This window comes from Sphingomonas sp. S-NIH.Pt15_0812 (assembly GCF_003951315.1).
In the GTDB taxonomy this organism is placed as follows: Bacteria; Pseudomonadota; Alphaproteobacteria; order Sphingomonadales; family Sphingomonadaceae; genus Sphingomonas.
Map to the genome: position 1 here is coordinate 40,066 of NZ_QLJH01000005.1, position 12,717 is coordinate 52,782.

The 12,717-nt window shown below is 68.7% G+C and carries 15 protein-coding genes; 12 read left to right on the forward strand and 3 right to left on the reverse strand.

Annotated features, from left to right (window positions below; genetic code table 11):
- The first annotated feature begins 159 nt into the window (after positions 1 to 159).
- Together BRX43_RS04865 and BRX43_RS04870 are read left to right on the forward strand one after the other, a co-directional pair.
- Positions 160 to 468, forward strand: coding sequence for a hypothetical protein (locus BRX43_RS04865; protein WP_125993735.1), 309 nt, complete (start codon positions 160 to 162; stop codon positions 466 to 468).
- 92 nt (positions 469 to 560) lie between these two features.
- Positions 561 to 1,253, forward strand: coding sequence for a hypothetical protein (locus tag BRX43_RS04870; protein ID WP_125993736.1), 693 nt, complete (start codon positions 561 to 563; stop codon positions 1,251 to 1,253).
- A gap of 183 nt (positions 1,254 to 1,436) precedes the next feature.
- Here the strand turns inward: BRX43_RS04870 and BRX43_RS04875 are convergent, their stop codons facing one another.
- A complete protein-coding gene (locus BRX43_RS04875) occupies positions 1,437 to 1,754 on the reverse strand; it encodes a hypothetical protein (protein WP_125993737.1) in 318 nt (105 codons plus the stop codon).
- 71 nt (positions 1,755 to 1,825) lie between these two features.
- Here BRX43_RS04875 and BRX43_RS04880 point away from each other — a divergent pair, with 71 nt between their 5' ends.
- The 8 genes from BRX43_RS04880 (at position 1,826) to accD (ending at position 9,495) form a co-directional block, all read left to right on the forward strand.
- Complete coding sequence (locus BRX43_RS04880; RefSeq protein WP_125993738.1) at positions 1,826 to 2,521, forward strand: endonuclease/exonuclease/phosphatase family protein; 696 nt, start codon at positions 1,826 to 1,828, stop codon at positions 2,519 to 2,521.
- A gap of 70 nt (positions 2,522 to 2,591) precedes the next feature.
- Complete coding sequence (locus tag BRX43_RS04885; RefSeq protein ID WP_125993739.1) at positions 2,592 to 4,847, forward strand: patatin-like protein; 2,256 nt, start codon at positions 2,592 to 2,594, stop codon at positions 4,845 to 4,847.
- 81 nt (positions 4,848 to 4,928) lie between these two features.
- Positions 4,929 to 5,270 carry a hypothetical protein gene (locus tag BRX43_RS04890; protein WP_125993740.1) on the forward strand — a complete coding sequence of 114 codons (342 nt, stop codon included), beginning with the start codon at positions 4,929 to 4,931 and terminating at the stop codon, positions 5,268 to 5,270.
- Positions 5,267 to 5,941: an orotidine-5'-phosphate decarboxylase gene (gene pyrF / locus BRX43_RS04895; RefSeq protein ID WP_125993741.1), complete on the forward strand. Its 675-nt coding sequence runs from the start codon at positions 5,267 to 5,269 to the stop codon at positions 5,939 to 5,941. The genes BRX43_RS04890 and pyrF overlap by 4 nt, the downstream gene beginning before the upstream one ends.
- A 38-nt stretch (positions 5,942 to 5,979) precedes the next feature.
- A complete protein-coding gene (locus tag BRX43_RS04900; protein ID WP_125993742.1) occupies positions 5,980 to 6,615 on the forward strand; it encodes a phosphoribosylanthranilate isomerase in 636 nt (211 codons plus the stop codon).
- On the forward strand, positions 6,612 to 7,841 hold the full coding sequence (trpB, locus tag BRX43_RS04905; protein ID WP_125993743.1) for a tryptophan synthase subunit beta: 1,230 nt from the start codon (positions 6,612 to 6,614) through the stop codon (positions 7,839 to 7,841). The genes BRX43_RS04900 and trpB overlap by 4 nt, the downstream gene beginning before the upstream one ends.
- Positions 7,838 to 8,638, forward strand: coding sequence for a tryptophan synthase subunit alpha (trpA, locus tag BRX43_RS04910; RefSeq protein WP_125993744.1), 801 nt, complete (start codon positions 7,838 to 7,840; stop codon positions 8,636 to 8,638). Before trpB ends, trpA begins: the two co-directional genes overlap by 4 nt.
- The gene (accD, locus tag BRX43_RS04915; RefSeq protein WP_125993745.1) at positions 8,635 to 9,495 is read left to right on the forward strand and encodes an acetyl-CoA carboxylase, carboxyltransferase subunit beta; all 861 of its coding nucleotides are present in this window, start codon (positions 8,635 to 8,637) and stop codon (positions 9,493 to 9,495) included. The genes trpA and accD overlap by 4 nt, the downstream gene beginning before the upstream one ends.
- Here accD and BRX43_RS04920 read toward each other — a convergent pair.
- Positions 9,492 to 10,163 (reverse strand): HPP family protein, encoded by a 672-nt coding sequence (locus BRX43_RS04920; protein WP_125993746.1) that lies wholly within the window; start codon positions 10,161 to 10,163, stop codon positions 9,492 to 9,494. The two genes, accD and BRX43_RS04920, sit on opposite strands and share 4 nt — an antisense overlap.
- A gap of 119 nt (positions 10,164 to 10,282) precedes the next feature.
- Here BRX43_RS04920 and BRX43_RS04925 point away from each other — a divergent pair, with 119 nt between their 5' ends.
- A complete protein-coding gene (locus BRX43_RS04925; RefSeq protein WP_125993747.1) occupies positions 10,283 to 11,590 on the forward strand; it encodes a bifunctional folylpolyglutamate synthase/dihydrofolate synthase in 1,308 nt (435 codons plus the stop codon).
- Between the two features lie 66 nt (positions 11,591 to 11,656).
- Positions 11,657 to 12,079, forward strand: coding sequence for a DUF6628 family protein (locus BRX43_RS04930; RefSeq protein WP_125993748.1), 423 nt, complete (start codon positions 11,657 to 11,659; stop codon positions 12,077 to 12,079).
- Positions 12,080 to 12,083: 4 nt separating this feature from the next.
- Here the strand turns inward: BRX43_RS04930 and recR are convergent, their stop codons facing one another.
- Positions 12,084 to 12,680, reverse strand: a complete 597-nt coding sequence (gene recR, locus BRX43_RS04935) for a recombination mediator RecR (RefSeq protein ID WP_125993749.1) — start codon at positions 12,678 to 12,680, stop codon at positions 12,084 to 12,086.
- Positions 12,681 to 12,717 lie beyond the last annotated feature (37 nt).

Genomic DNA, 12,717 nt, shown 5'->3' on the forward strand with positions numbered 1-12,717 from the left:
GCCCTCCATCAGATGAAGGATAAGTATTTCTGCAAGATGAACACGCTGCATTGGCCACTCGACTGACCGTACGCGAAACCCGGACTGTCGCCTGCTCTATTGCCGCACGACGCCGTTCAGGGCTCCTTCGCGAACCTCTAAACTATTAGGAAGACAGCGATGCTGCCATCTTTGACGAAGCTTTCTCCCCTGGCCCTGATATTGCTCGCCGGCCCGGTGCTGGGCGGGTGCGCCACCAAATCCTACGTCCGTGAGCAGATCGCACCGGTCAGCGCTCGCGTCGATACGCTCGAGACCCAATTGCAGGCGACGGACGGCACCGCCAAGCAGGCCCTGACCGAAGCGCAGGCGGCCTCGGCTCAGGCGCAGCAGCAGGGCCAGCGCGTCGATCAGATCAACGGTCGCGTCGACGGCGTCGAACAACGGCTGCAGGAACAGGAGCGTCGCGGGAAGCGTCCGCGCCACTGATCCCGATGGCGCGCATCCGCGCCACCGTCATTACACGATGAAGTCCGGGGCGTCCCACTCCACAGGCGGGACGCCCCTCGATACAGGAGCCGATGATCAAGATCTTCGTCCCACTCGCGGGTCTGGCCTTGTGCGCCACCGGTGTCCAAGCCACCTCGACGCCGAAAACGGACGCCCGATCGGGGCCGTCGGAGCTATCCCGTCGCGCCGCACCGACGATAATGGCATCGCCCGATGCGGAGCGGGTCGCCGCATGGATCGCCGCGTCCGGCGACAATCACGCCCTGCCTTATGCCGTGATCGACAAGAACAGCGCGTCTTTGCTTCTCTATGACGGTCGAGGGAGGCCAGTCGCGCAGGTGCCCGTGCTGATTGGCATCGCCCCGGGTGATGATGCCACCCCGGGTGTCGGCAGCAAGACGCTCGGTGAGATCGGGCCGGCCGAGAAGACGACGCCTGCGGGCCGCTTCCTGGCAAAGTTCGGTTATGCCGCCGGACGGCAGAAGGTGCTATGGGTCGATTATACCAACAGCGTCGCGATCCACCCTATCCCCGGAGACGCCGCGAAGCGCGAGATGCGTCGCGAGCGGCTGCTTTCGCCGGAACCCGATGACAATCGCATCACCTTCGGCTGCATCAACGTGCCACGGGCCTTTTACGGCTCGGCACTGCGTCCGCTTTTCCAAAAGAAGGGCGGCTATGTCTATATACTGCCGGACACCAAGCCACTGGAAGATGTATTCCCACGCCTCCGCGTCCACGCCCTGACGGCGCACCGATTCTAGCGGGTGCGATCGGCCGCTCATTTCCCACAATAGCATCGCCTCGCGCTTGAACTCGCCCGTGAAGCGATGCTTCGTCGTACCGCAATCAGAAACACCTGCGGCTCCGCTGCGCCTATCATCGGTGTCCGTCAAACCGAGGGATTACCACTCTGTGGTGAAACGGACATCCGGACGGATCGATGATCAGTCGTCGTCGTAATTCTCGCCTTCCGAACCACTGCCGGCCCCCATGCCGCTGCCATGGACCTCGCCGGTCCGCTGATCGATATGCGCGCGGCGTCCGGCCTCATCGGGGATGGCTTCTCCCGGGCGGTGGGCGGCATCGATCGGCGTACGCGCCGTACCGCCCTCTCCCGCACCGACCGCGATCTGCCCCGGGCTCATCGCCGCATGGCTGTCATATTCCTCGCCGGAATAATGGCCCTTGTCGCCCAAGGGATTACCGCGCATCTCCTGCGTGTCGTCGGTTTGGGGCGGTGTGATGTCACGCTTGTCGACCATGATGAACTCCTTCGCATGGTGAACGCGCGAGGAGGCAACCGGTCCCCGACCCGGTGCGTTCCACCGCCGAAATGATCAAGGTCGCCAGCTACAACATGCGCAAGGCCATCGGCACCGACCGACGGCGCAACCCCGAACGCATCCTGGAGGTGCTCCGCGAGATCGATGCGGACATCATCGCGTTGCAGGAGGCGGATCGGCGCTTCGGTACGCGGGCGGCGGTACTGTCGCCGCATCTGATCGAGGAGCATAGCGATTGGAAGCCGGTCGCGGTCGCGCGACGGGCGACCTCGATGGGATGGCACGGCAACGCCCTGCTCGTTCGCAAGCGCGCCGAGATTCGGAGCTGCGGCACGATCCACCTTCCCGCGCTGGAACCCCGCGGCGCCGTGGTGGCCGACCTCCTGATCGACGATCAGCCGATCCGCGTGGTCGGCATGCATCTCGACCTGTCCGGCCTGTGGCGACGGCGGCAGGCCGCGGCGATCCTGTCGCATGTCGATGCCGCCCCGGAAACCATGCCGACGGTGATGATGGGCGACCTCAACGAATGGACCGCCGCCTCCGGTTGCCTGCGCGACTTCAGCCGCGACTTCGCCATGGCCGCGACCGGTCCCAGCTTCCACGCCCGCCGACCGATCGGGCGGCTCGACCGGATCATGGTGTCGCGCCAGATGCGCACGGTGGACTGCGGCGTCCACACCAGCCCGGCGGCACGGATAGCGTCCGATCACTTGCCGATCTGGGCGACGCTCGCACCGGCGTGATATGCGGCTATAAAGGGAGGATGGAGAGAGGATCACAGGGGGGCCGGACCACGGCCCCGCGCGCCTGATCGTGCGCGAGAAGGAACTGCGCCTGGCGCTGATCTGCTATGGCGGGATCAGCCTGGCCGTCTACATGCACGGCATCACCAAGGAGATCTGGCACGTCGCCCGCGCCAGCCGCGCGCGTCACGACGGCTCGCAGCCCTCTCCGGGCGCCGATCACGTCTATCACGCGCTGCTCACCGAGATCGAGGCGGAGAATGGCCTTCGCCTCCGCGTCCTGGCCGACATCGTCGCGGGTGCCTCGGCCGGCGGCATCAATGGGATCTTCCTGGGCCAGGCGATCGCCACCGGACAGTCGCTCGATCCGCTGACCGACCTTTGGCTCGCCTCCGCCGATGTCGAGGCGCTGATCGATCCCCAGGCCGCTCCTGCCAGCCGCTTCTCCAAATTATGGGCGCTGCCGCTGGCCTGGATGGCCGCCGGGCGCAGCGCCGCCGAAGTCGACCAGCTACCCGATGCCCGGACGCGCGAGGAGGTGCGCGCCAAGCTGTCGCATTTCGTCCGCTCGCGCTGGTTCGAGCCGCCCTTTGGCGGCGCGACCTTCACCCGCCTGCTGCTCGACGCGCTGGACGCGATGGCCGCTTCCGAGCGCGGCCCGCGCCTGCTGCCGGATGGACAACCGCTCGACCTGTTCGTCACCGTCACCGACTTCACCGGCCATCCCGAACGCCTGCCCCTCAACTCGCCGCCCGAGGTGGTGGAGACGGAGCATCGCCTGGTCGTCGGATTTTCGGACCATGGCCGGTTGCTTCCCACCCTGGCAGCCCTGCCGGAACTCGCCTTCGCGGCGCGATCGACGTCCAGTTTCCCGGGCGCCTTCCCGCCCTTCATGGTCGGCGAGCTGGACCGCGTACTGAAAGAGCGGCGGCTCGCCTGGCCTAGCCGGCGCGCCTTCCTGCGCCGTATCCTGCCCCGGCAGGCGGCGGCGAACGCGCTCGATACGGCGGTGCTGATCGACGGTTCGGTTCTCGCCAACGCGCCGTTCGGCCCGGCGATCGATGCGCTGCGCGAACGCCCGGCCCGGCGGCAGATCGACCGGCGCTTCGTCTATATCGATCCCTCGCCCGGTCCCAAATTCCGGCTGGCGAGCGGCAGCGCGCAGCCCGGCTTCTTCCAGACGATCATCGGCGCGGTCAGCGAATTGCCGCGCCAGCAGCCGATCCGCGACAATCTGGAGGCGATCGCCGAGCATAGCCGCCGGGTCGAGCGCATGGCCGGCGTGGTCGCCGCCATGCGCCCGGCGGTGGAGGAGCAGGTCGAGGCGGTGTTCGGCCACACCCTGTTTCTCGATCGGCCAACGCCCAAGCGGCTGGCGGCATGGCGCCACCGCGCACAGCAGGCAGCGGTGAACCAGGCCGGCTATGCCTTCGCTCCCTATGAGGCGGTGAAGCGCGATGGCGTGGTCGAGCGGCTGGCGACGACCATCGCCGGATTGATCGGTGAGTCGAGCACGCGTCGACGGGGCACCGCGCGCGCGCTGATCCAGGCGGCGCTGGCCGCCCAGCCCGGCCGGGGCGGCATCCCGCTGCTTCGCGCCTATGATATCGGCTTCCGCATCCGCCGCCTGCGCCTGCTCGCCCGCCGATTAGCGGACATGGAGGCGGTCAATGAAGATGCGGCGCTGAGCCCGATGCACGACGCGATCTTCGAATCGCTCGCCGGCTATCTCCACTGCCAGCGTTTGGAGCCGCTGCTGACCCTCCGGCCGCTCGCCCGCAGCATGGGCGGCGATGCGATGCCGCTGCTCGACTCGATCGCCACCGCCTATGACCTGGCCGGTCTGGATGCGCAGGCCGACCAACGACTGAGCATGGCGCTCGCCGCGCTGCCGCGCCCGCTACGACGGCCCCTGCTGCTCGCCTATCTCGGCTTCCCCTTCTACGACACGGCGACGCTGCCGCTGCTCGGCGGCGAGGGGATGGACGAGTTCGACGCGATCAAGGTCGACCGCATCGCTCCCGAAGACGCCGCCACGATCCGGGCCGGCGGCGCGGAGGCGACGTTGAAGGGCATCCAGTTCAACAGCTTCGGCGCCTTCTTCAGCCGCGCCTATCGCGAGAACGACTATCTCTGGGGCCGGCTGCACGGGGCGGAGCGGATGATCGACATCATCGTCTCCACCCTGCCGATGGGGTCCCGGTTGCGCGCGGGACGGCTGTCCGCGATCAAGCGTGCCGCCTTCCTCGCGATCCTCGACGAAGAGGAACCGCGCCTCGCCACTGCCGCCGCGCTGATCGCGCAGATCCGTCGCGAGATCGGTTGATCGGGTCGCCTGCTACCGCCTGCTCTGGTCAAATCGGCCGAGTCCGGCTAGCCTCTCCCTCCCCATCCGTGGAGACGCGCATTGCAGTTCCTGAAGATCCTGTTCTGGTGCCTGTTGGCCTTTCTGGCTGCGCTGTTCACGATCGCGAACTGGACGTCGATCCCGGTTCATCTGCCCGGCGACCTGGTCGCCGACATCAACCTGCCCTTCCTGTTGCTGGTCACCTTCCTGCTCGGCCTGCTGCCGACGCTCGGTTGGCAGGCGGCGCGGCGCTGGCGTTTGCGGCAGCGGCTGACCACCTGCGAACGGCAATTGGCGGAGGCGCGCGCGCTCCATGCCGCGATCGAACCCGTCGCCCTGCCCGCGACGATCGCCGAGCCTGCCGTCACCCCCCTTTCGCCGTCGGCGGGAGCCACACTGTGAGCAACCGCGTCTATGTCGCGATCGACACCCCCGATCTCATCCGCGCCAAGGCGCTGGCTACGCGCGTCCGGCATCATGTCGGCGGGATCAAGCTGGGGCTGGAATTCTTCTGCGCGCATGGCCAGTCCGGCGTGCGCGAGATGGCGGCGCTCGGCCTCCCCATCTTCCTCGACCTCAAGCTCCACGACATCCCCAACACCGTCGCCAAGGCGGTGCAGGCGCTCCATCCGCTGCATCCCGCGATCCTGACCGTCCATGCCAGTGGCGGCCGCGCGATGCTGGAGGATGCCAAGGCCGCCGCCCCGACCGGCACCAAGGTGGTGGCGGTGACGATGCTGACCAGCCTCGACGCCAGCGACTTGTCGGCCACCGGCGTGCAGGGCAGCGCGCATGATCATGTCGTGCGGCTCGCCGGGCTGGCGCAGGAGGCCGGAATCGACGGGATCGTCTGCTCCGGCGCGGAGGTCGCCGCCGCCAAGGCACTGTGGTCGCAGGGCTTCTTCGTGGTGCCGGGCGTCCGGCCCGCCGATGCGGCGGTCGGCGACCAGAAGCGCGTGGTGACGCCGCGCGCCGCGGTGGACGCGGGCGCATCGATCCTGGTCATCGGTCGCCCGATCACCCAGGCCGAGGACCCGGATCAGGCCGCCCGCGCGATCGAGGCGACGCTCTGACCCTTTCGCCGATCCGCATGATGGCTATAGGGCCTGTCATGCCCACCACTGCCAAAATCTGCGGGCTGACCACGCCTGAGACGATCGGGGCCGCCATTCGTGGCGGCGCCAGCCATATCGGCCTGGTCTTCTTCCCGCCCAGCCCCCGCCATCTCGAATTCGACCGCGCCGCCGGGCTCGCCGCGCCGCTGCCCGACTCGGTCGGGCGCGTCGGCGTGTTCGTCGATCCCGATGACGCGATGCTCGACCGGGCGATCGCGGCGGGGCGGCTGGACATCCTCCAGCTGCACAAGACCGCCCCCGCCCGCATCGCCGCCATCGCCGCGCGTACCGGGCTGGAATGCTGGGCCGCGGTCGCGGTCCGCACGCGGACCGACCTGGACGAGGCCCGGCGCTATGTCGGCGCGGCGGGTCGCATCCTCTACGATGCCAAGACCCCGCCCGGTGCGGCCCTGCCCGGTGGCATGGGCCTGCGGTTCGACTGGAGCCTGCTCGACGGCTTCCGCCATCCCCTGCCCTGGGCACTGTCCGGGGGGCTCGATCCGGTCAATGTCGGCGAGGCCATCGCGCGCACCGGCGCGTCGCTGGTCGACGTTTCATCGGGCGTCGAACGGCAATCGGGCGTCAAGGATATGGACAAGATCGCCGCCTTCCTTCAGGCGACGCAACGATGAACGCGCCAAACTCCTACACGACGCAGCCCGACGACCGCGGGCATTTCGGGGCCTTCGGCGGCCGTTATGTCGCCGAGACGCTGATGCCGCTGGTCCTCGATCTCGAACGCGAATATCGCGCCGCCAAGGCCGATCCGGCATTCCAGGCCCAGTTCGACGACCTGCTCGAACATTATGTCGGCCGGCCGAGCCCGCTCTATTACGCCGAACGGCTGACCGACGCGCTGCGCGTCGGCGCGCCCGAGGGCATGGGGGCGGAGGTCTGGTTCAAGCGCGACGAGTTGAACCATACCGGCGCGCACAAGATCAACAATACGATCGGCCAGATCCTGCTGGCGATACGGATGGGCAAGACGCGGATCATCGCGGAAACCGGGGCCGGACAGCACGGCGTCGCCACCGCGACCGTCTGCGCACGCTTCGGCCTGCCATGCGTCATCTATATGGGCGCCAAGGACGTCGAGCGGCAGCAGCCCAACGTCTTCCGCATGAAGCTGCTCGGCGCGGAGGTGCGCGCCGTCACCTCGGGCGCGCAGACGCTAAAGGATGCGATGAACGAGGGCCTGCGCGACTGGGTCGCGAACGTCCACGACACCTTCTACATCATCGGCACCTCGGCCGGCCCGCACCCCTATCCGGAACTGGTCCGCGACTTCCAGAGCGTGATCGGGCGCGAGGCGCGGGCGCAGATGCTGGCGCGCACCGGCCGCCTGCCCGACCTGCTGGTCGCGGCGATCGGCGGCGGGTCGAACGCGATCGGCCTGTTCCACCCCTTCCTCGACGATCCCGAGGTCGCGATGCTCGGCGTCGAGGCGGCCGGTCACGGCCTGGACAAGGACCATGCCGCCAGCCTGGCCGGCGGCTTTCCCGGGGTGCTTCACGGCAACAAGACCTATCTGCTCCAGGACGAGGACGGACAGATCACCGAGGGGCACTCGATTTCGGCCGGGCTCGACTATCCTGGCATCGGCCCCGAACACGCCTGGCTGCGCGATATCGGCCGCGTCGAATATGACAGCGCCACCGACAAGGAGGCGCTCGACGCCTTCCAGCTGCTTTGCCGGACCGAGGGCATCATCCCCGCGCTGGAACCCAGCCATGCCATCGCCGCCGTCGCGCGACGGGCACGGACGATGCGGCGCGACCAGGTCATCCTGGCCAATCTGTGCGGGCGCGGCGACAAGGATATCTTCACCGTCGCCGAGGCGCTGGGGGTGACGATATGAGCCGCCTCGCCACCGCCTTCGCCGCCGGCAGGCCCGCGCTGGTCGCCTTCGTCACCGCCGGCGATCCGACCCCGGCGGCGACGCCCGCGATCCTCGACGCGCTGGTCGCGGGCGGAGCCGACGTGATCGAGCTGGGCATGCCCTTCACCGATCCGATGGCCGATGGCCCCGCGATCCAGGCGGCGAACATTCGCAGCCTGGCCGCCGGCACCACCACCGCCGACATCCTGCGCATCGCCGCCGACTTCCGCGCGCGTCATCCGCAGGTGCCGCTGGTGCTGATGGGCTATGCAAATCCGATGCTGCGACGCGGGGCGGACTGGTTCGCCGCCGCTGCGGCCGAGGCCGGGGTCGACGGCGTGATCTGCGTCGACATTCCGCCGGAGGAGGACGACTCGCTCGGGCCGCAGCTCCGCGCCGCCGGGATCGATCTGGTCCGCCTCGCGACCCCGACCACCGACGAGGCGCGCCTGCCCCAGGTGCTGGGCGGCGCGTCGGGCTTCATCTATTATGTCTCGGTCGCGGGCATCACCGGCCTGCAACAGGCGGCGCAATCCTCGATCGAGACGGCCGTCGCGCGGCTCAAGCAGCATAGCGACCTGCCCATCGCGGTCGGCTTCGGCGTCCGCACCCCGGAACAGGCGGCCGCCATCGCGCGCGTCGCCGATGGCGTCGTCGTCGGCTCGGCGATCGTCGAACTGGTCGCGCGCGACGGGGCCGAGGCGCCCGCCGCCGTGACCGCCTATGTCCGCAGTCTCGCCGATGCCGTCGCATCGGCCCGCAAGGTATCCGCATGAGCTGGCTGAACAGCGTCCGCAACGCCCTCCCCTTCGTCGCGAAGAAGGAGACGCCCGATCATCTCTGGCACAAGTGCAAGGGATGCGGGCAGATGATCTTTACCAAGGAGCTGGCCGAGAACCTCTATGTCTGCCCGCGCTGCGAGCATCATGAGCGGATCGGGCCCAAAGTCCGCTTCGCCCAGATCCTCGATCCCGGCAGCTGCAACGAACTGCCCGCGCCCAAGGTGCCGGAAGATCCGCTGAAGTTCCGCGACTCGAAGAAATATGGCGATCGCATCCGCGCCGCCCGCGCCGCCACCGCTGAACCGGATGCACTGATCAACGCGCGTGGCACGATCCTGGGCCAGCGCGTCGTGATGGGCGTGCAGGACTTCGCCTTCATGGGCGGGTCGATGGGTCTGGCGGTCGGCGAGGCGTTCGTACGCGGCGTCGAGGCGGCGATCGCCGATCGCAGCCCGTACCTGATCTTCACCGCCGCTGGCGGCGCGCGGATGCAGGAAGGCATTCTCAGCCTGATGCAGATGCCGCGCAGCACCGTCGCCATCCAGATGTTGCACGACGCGGGCCTGCCCTATATCGTCGTGCTGACGGATCCGACGACGGGCGGCGTCACCGCCTCCTATGCCATGCTCGGTGACGTGCAGATCGCCGAACCCGGTGCGCTGATCGGCTTCGCCGGCCAGCGCGTGATCGAAAGCACGATCCGCGAAAAGCTGCCCGAGGGGTTCCAACGCGCCGAATATCTGCTCGACCATGGGATGCTCGACATGGTCGTGCATCGCAAGGATCTGCGCGAGCGCTTGGCGCAGGTGATCGGCTATCTCTGCGGCAACCGGACGGCGGCCGCCGCTTAACTCCTCCGTCCGCGAACCCGCGCGGCGGCATGAGCCTCCGCGCGGGTCAGCAGCGCCTCCAGATCCTCGCGCGCGATGTCGAAGGACTCGTGCATCTCCTCGAGCGCCGCATCGATATCCGCGGCATGGAGGCCCGGCGCCGACGCGGGGGCCGATTGGTGCGGATAGGATCGTGCCGTCGCGCGGTGGAACATCATCGCCAGCGTGACCAGCGCGATCGAGTTGATCCCCACGGGCGCGAAGGCGAAGTCATAGCCCGCCGCATGGATGCCCTGGCTGCCGATCACGGCCGTCAGCGCCGCCGCCCCGCCCGGCGGGTGCAGGCAACGCAGCAGCGACATGACCAGGATCGCACAGCCCACCGCCACCCCGGCGGCGATGGTCGGGTGCGGGATCAGCTTGAACACCGTCACGCCCACCAGCGTCGACAGGATATTGCCGCCCACCACCGGCCAGGGCTGGGCCAGCGGGCTCGACGGCACGGCGAAGACCAGCACGGCCGAAGCGCCGAGCGGCGCGACGATGATCGGTAGGTCGGCGGCGGCCATCGGCACGCCGGCGCACACGACCATGGTCAGGCCGATGCCCAGCACCGCGCCGAGGCACGCGATCAGCCGCTCGTGCCAGTTCGCGCCGGCAAGCAGCAGGGCCGAGATCCGGTTCGTCATGCAAGCATTTGGGGAAAGAAAGGAGACACGGTCGCGCTGTAGAACGCGCCGACCGGGATAGCCAACACCGGATCGCTCGGTTTCCCCCTGTCCCGAACCGCGCTAGGGACGCGGCCATCATGGCCGACCACGCAGTCTCCGCCCACCCCGCTGTCCAGGCGCAACTTGATCGCCTGGCCTCGCTGTCGCCGGGCGCCGATATCCTGGGCCTGGATCGCATCACCCGGCTGCTCTTGCGACTCGGCGATCCGCATCATGCGATGCCGCCCGTCTTCCATGTCGCGGGCACCAACGGCAAGGGATCGACCTGCGCGTTCCTGCGCGCCGCGATCGAGGCGAGCGGCCACAGCGTCCATGTCTATTCCAGCCCGCATCTGGTCCGCTTCAACGAGCGGATACGGGTCGCCGGCACGCTGATCGACGACAACGCGCTTGCCGCGCTACTCGCAGAGGTTTTGGACGTGGCCGGCGACATCAGTCCCAGCTTCTTCGAGGCGACCACGGCGGCGGCCTTCCTCGCCTTTGCCCGGACGCCGGCGGCCGCGACGATCGTCGAGGTCGGCCTGGGCGGTCGCCTGGACGCCACCAATGTCATCCCCGCCCCCGTCGTCACCGGCATCGCCGCGCTCGGCATCGACCATCAGGCCTTTCTGGGACGCGACGCAGTGACCATCGCGGGCGAAAAGGCCGGTATCGCCAAGCCCGGCGTGCCGCTGGTGACCATGGACTATCCCCGCGCCTCCGCCGAGCGGATCGCGAGCGTCGCCGCCGCCGCCGGAGCGCCCGTCTTCGCACGCCGACGCGACTGGCAGAGCGAAACCGCGCGCACGACGATGCGCTACAGCGATCCCGGCTTTTCGGTGGTGACGCGCCGGCCCCGGCTGGTCGGCCCGCACCAGTCGCGCAACCTGGCCCTCGCCATCGCCATGCTCCGTCATCAGGGGGCGCTGCACATTCCGGAGGCCAGCCTTCGGGCGGCGGCCGATTGGGCGCAATGGCCGGCCCGGATGCAACGCCTGGGTTATGGCCCGCTCACCGCCCTGCTGCCGGCCGGGTCCGACCTCTGGCTGGACGGGGCGCACAACCCGTCCGCCGCAGCACCGGTCGCCCGGGCGCTACGCACCATCGCCAAGGGCAGGCGGGCCATATTGGTCATGGGCATGTTGGCGAACAAGGATGCCGGCGACGTCCTCAGGCTTTTGGCGCCCGGCATAGGCCGCATCCTTGCCGTGCCCGTACCGGGGCACGATCATCACGCCGCTGCGCATCTGGTCGAGGTCGCCGGACACTTCGGTGTCGAGGGGATGGCCGCCCCTGACCTCCCATCCGCCATGGCGGCGGTCGCCGAGCCCGGAATCGTCCTGATCGCCGGCTCGCTCTACCTCGCGGGCGAAGCGCTTCGGCTGAATGATGAAGACCCGATTTAGTTGCTATTGACTTGCAATAACGAACAAGCGAACATGGCCTCCTACCCCGCCAGAGAGGCCCGTGCGATGACGACCACCGAAACCGCCACGCTGATCCCCCATGCGCTGCCGACATGCCCGAATGCCCGCATCATCCTGTTCGCGATGCGACGGATGGGCGCACACGGCATCGGGGATGCCCGCGTCGGTCATTTGTTCTTCTCCAGCTTCGGCCAGGCGTTTCGCCGGCCGCTGACGCTCATGCGCACGCTGATGATCGAACTGGCCAGTGGCGCGGCCGGCACCATCGCCATCGCGCCCTGCTGCTGCGCCCGGATGACCACGGCGGAGGCGGCGCTGCTCACGACACTGGCGCGGATCGAAACCCAGCCGGACTCGGCGCGCTTCCTGATGAGCGACCTGCTTGGCACCCGCCGGGTCGAGCCCGCGCTCATGGCGGCGGCGGCGGTGGCGGCGGCCTTTGCCGATGAGGGTCGGCCGATCGCCTGACGGATCAGCCGATCGGTCGACGGGCGCGAAGCGCCTGCGCCAGCGTGCCTTCGTCGAGATAATCCAGCTCGCCCCCCACCGGCAGGCCATGGGCGAGTTGGGTGACGCGGACTGGAAAACGCTCGATCCGGTCCGCCAGATAATGGGCGGTGGTCTGCCCCTCCAGCGTGGCGTTCATCGCCAGCACCACCTCGTCGATGCCGCCCGCCTCGATCCGGCGGACCAGCGAATCGATCGCCAGATCCTCGGGCCGTATGCCTTCCAGCGCCGACAATCGGCCGCCCAGGACATGAAACCGCCCGGGAAACAGCCGCGATCGTTCCAGCGCCCAGAGATCGGCGACTTCCTCGACCACGCAGAGCGAGCGCGCATCGCGGCGCGGGTCGGCACAGATCGCGCAGGGATTGGCGGTATCGACATTGCCGCAGGTGGCGCAGGTCTCCAGCCGTTCGTCGACCTGCTCCAGCGCATGGCGCAACGGGCCGAGCGCCGCCTCGCGCTTCTTCAGCAGGTGCAGCACCGCGCGACGCGCCGATCGCGGTCCCAGACCGGGAAGGCGCGCCAGCGCCTGGGTCAGCGCTTCGATTTCGGGAGAGGCCATGCGGAACAGATAGGGGGTTGCGCCGCCGCCCGCCAGC

What these genes read in the sequence shown, in the direction of transcription:
- BRX43_RS04865 (WP_125993735.1), top strand. Translation starts at nt 160, where the DNA reads ATGCTGCCATCTTTGACGAAGCTTTCTCCCCTGGCCCTGATATTGCTC.
- BRX43_RS04870 (WP_125993736.1), top strand. Translation starts at nt 561, where the DNA reads ATGATCAAGATCTTCGTCCCACTCGCGGGTCTGGCCTTGTGCGCCACC.
- BRX43_RS04875 (WP_125993737.1), bottom strand. Translation starts at nt 1,754, where the DNA reads ATGGTCGACAAGCGTGACATCACACCGCCCCAAACCGACGACACGCAG.
- BRX43_RS04880 (WP_125993738.1), top strand. Translation starts at nt 1,826, where the DNA reads ATGATCAAGGTCGCCAGCTACAACATGCGCAAGGCCATCGGCACCGAC.
- BRX43_RS04900 (WP_125993742.1), top strand. Translation starts at nt 5,980, where the DNA reads ATGCCCACCACTGCCAAAATCTGCGGGCTGACCACGCCTGAGACGATC.
- trpB (WP_125993743.1), top strand. Translation starts at nt 6,612, where the DNA reads ATGAACGCGCCAAACTCCTACACGACGCAGCCCGACGACCGCGGGCAT.
- trpA (WP_125993744.1), top strand. Translation starts at nt 7,838, where the DNA reads ATGAGCCGCCTCGCCACCGCCTTCGCCGCCGGCAGGCCCGCGCTGGTC.
- accD (WP_125993745.1), top strand. Translation starts at nt 8,635, where the DNA reads ATGAGCTGGCTGAACAGCGTCCGCAACGCCCTCCCCTTCGTCGCGAAG.
- BRX43_RS04920 (WP_125993746.1), bottom strand. Translation starts at nt 10,163, where the DNA reads ATGACGAACCGGATCTCGGCCCTGCTGCTTGCCGGCGCGAACTGGCAC.
- BRX43_RS04925 (WP_125993747.1), top strand. Translation starts at nt 10,283, where the DNA reads ATGGCCGACCACGCAGTCTCCGCCCACCCCGCTGTCCAGGCGCAACTT.
- BRX43_RS04930 (WP_125993748.1), top strand. Translation starts at nt 11,657, where the DNA reads ATGACGACCACCGAAACCGCCACGCTGATCCCCCATGCGCTGCCGACA.
- recR (WP_125993749.1), bottom strand. Translation starts at nt 12,680, where the DNA reads ATGGCCTCTCCCGAAATCGAAGCGCTGACCCAGGCGCTGGCGCGCCTT.